General features: G+C 37.1%; 2 protein-coding genes. Both read left to right on the top strand.

The features are described 5' to 3' along the window. The first annotated feature begins 168 nt into the window (after positions 1 to 168). Positions 169 to 672: a thiol peroxidase gene (gene tpx / locus E5A76_RS04885; protein ID WP_161118258.1), complete on the top strand. Its 504-nt coding sequence runs from the start codon at positions 169 to 171 to the stop codon at positions 670 to 672. Continuing rightward, the gene (locus E5A76_RS04880; RefSeq protein WP_053987768.1) at positions 673 to 1,281 is read left to right on the top strand and encodes a peroxiredoxin; all 609 of its coding nucleotides are present in this window, start codon (positions 673 to 675) and stop codon (positions 1,279 to 1,281) included. It begins immediately after the preceding gene. Positions 1,282 to 1,423: the final 142 nt, after the last annotated feature.

Below are 1,423 nucleotides of genomic sequence, written 5' to 3'. Positions count from 1 at the left end.
CAAAACCATAACAAAGAAACAAACTGCTTATTTAAAATAATTAAATGAAAGAAAACCAACAGTAAAAACATTGTTATTAATATGTTTACATTATGCTTTTTAGCGATATTATAAGCCACCTTTATTCTATTGAATAAAATATAACCATATAAAACAAAGGTATATAATATGTCAGAAGTAACCTTCCAAGGCTCAACAATTAAACTGTCAGGCTCATTCCCTCAAGTAGGTACACAAGCACCAGAGTTCACATTATGTGGCTCTGATCTAGGTGATATTTCATTATCATCACTAAAAGGCAAAAATGTTGTATTAAACATTTTCCCAAGTATCGACACACCAGTTTGTGCGCTTGGCGTAAAAGCTTTTAACCAAAAAGCAGCAAGCATCGACAATACAGTTGTCCTGTGTATCTCTGCTGATCTCCCTTTTGCAACAGGTCGTTTCTGCGCAGCTGAAGGTATTGAAAATGTACAAATGGCATCATTTTTCCGCAGCCCTGAATTTACACAAGCATACGGTGTGAAACTGGCTGAAGGTGCACTACGCGATTTAGCAACTCGTGCAGTTATTGTATTAAATGAAGAAGGCACAGTGATCCATGCAGAGCTAGTTGCAGAAATCACGGATGAACCAAACTACGACGCTGCTATTGCTGTACTGGAAAAATAAATGAAAAAGCTAACACTTCTTACAGCCTTATTACTATCAGGAAGCGCATTTGCACAATTTGCGACAACGGACGCAAATGCCAATTTCGGTCAAAAGCAAGTGGTGACGCTGGAAAAGACCACAACGTTTAACTTATCAGGTAAAGCGCTTAACGTTGGTGACTACATGCCATCAATGCAGCTGGTTACATCTGATCTTAAGCCATTTGATACCAGTACAGAAACAAACAGCGTTAAAATTTATAATGTATTAACGTCTGTTGATACTCCAGTTTGTATTCAACAAGCCATTGATCTATCAAAATTTGTTGCTGACAACAAAGCAGAGTTAAAAGGTATTGAGTTTTTAGCTATTAGTGCAGACACACCTTTTGCTCAGCAGCGTTTTCAAAAAAATCACAAACTAACAAACATCACATACCTTTCTGATTCATCAAAGCATCAATTTGGTATGAAAACAGGCTCTCAAATTGAAGAGTTGGGTTTATTAACTCGTAGTATTATCGTGACAGATAAGAATAATAAAGTGATTTACACTCAACGTGTTCCTGAACTAACTACCATCCCTGATTTACAAGCAGCCGTCAAAATCGCACAAGCTAACCTGTAGTGCTGAATCTATAACAGAAGTTTAAGTGGCTCGGTATGAGCCACTTATTAACAAGAATTAAAAGATAGAGACTATCAACACCATCTTGATGACACTCTGCCTACATTTAAAACCCAAACCTCAACGTGATAAACGTTGAGGT

Origin of the sequence: Photobacterium lucens, assembly GCF_009873615.1 — a bacterium.
Taxonomy (GTDB): domain Bacteria; phylum Pseudomonadota; class Gammaproteobacteria; order Enterobacterales; family Vibrionaceae; genus Photobacterium; species Photobacterium lucens.
This window is presented reverse-complemented; position numbering and strand designations above follow the sequence as displayed.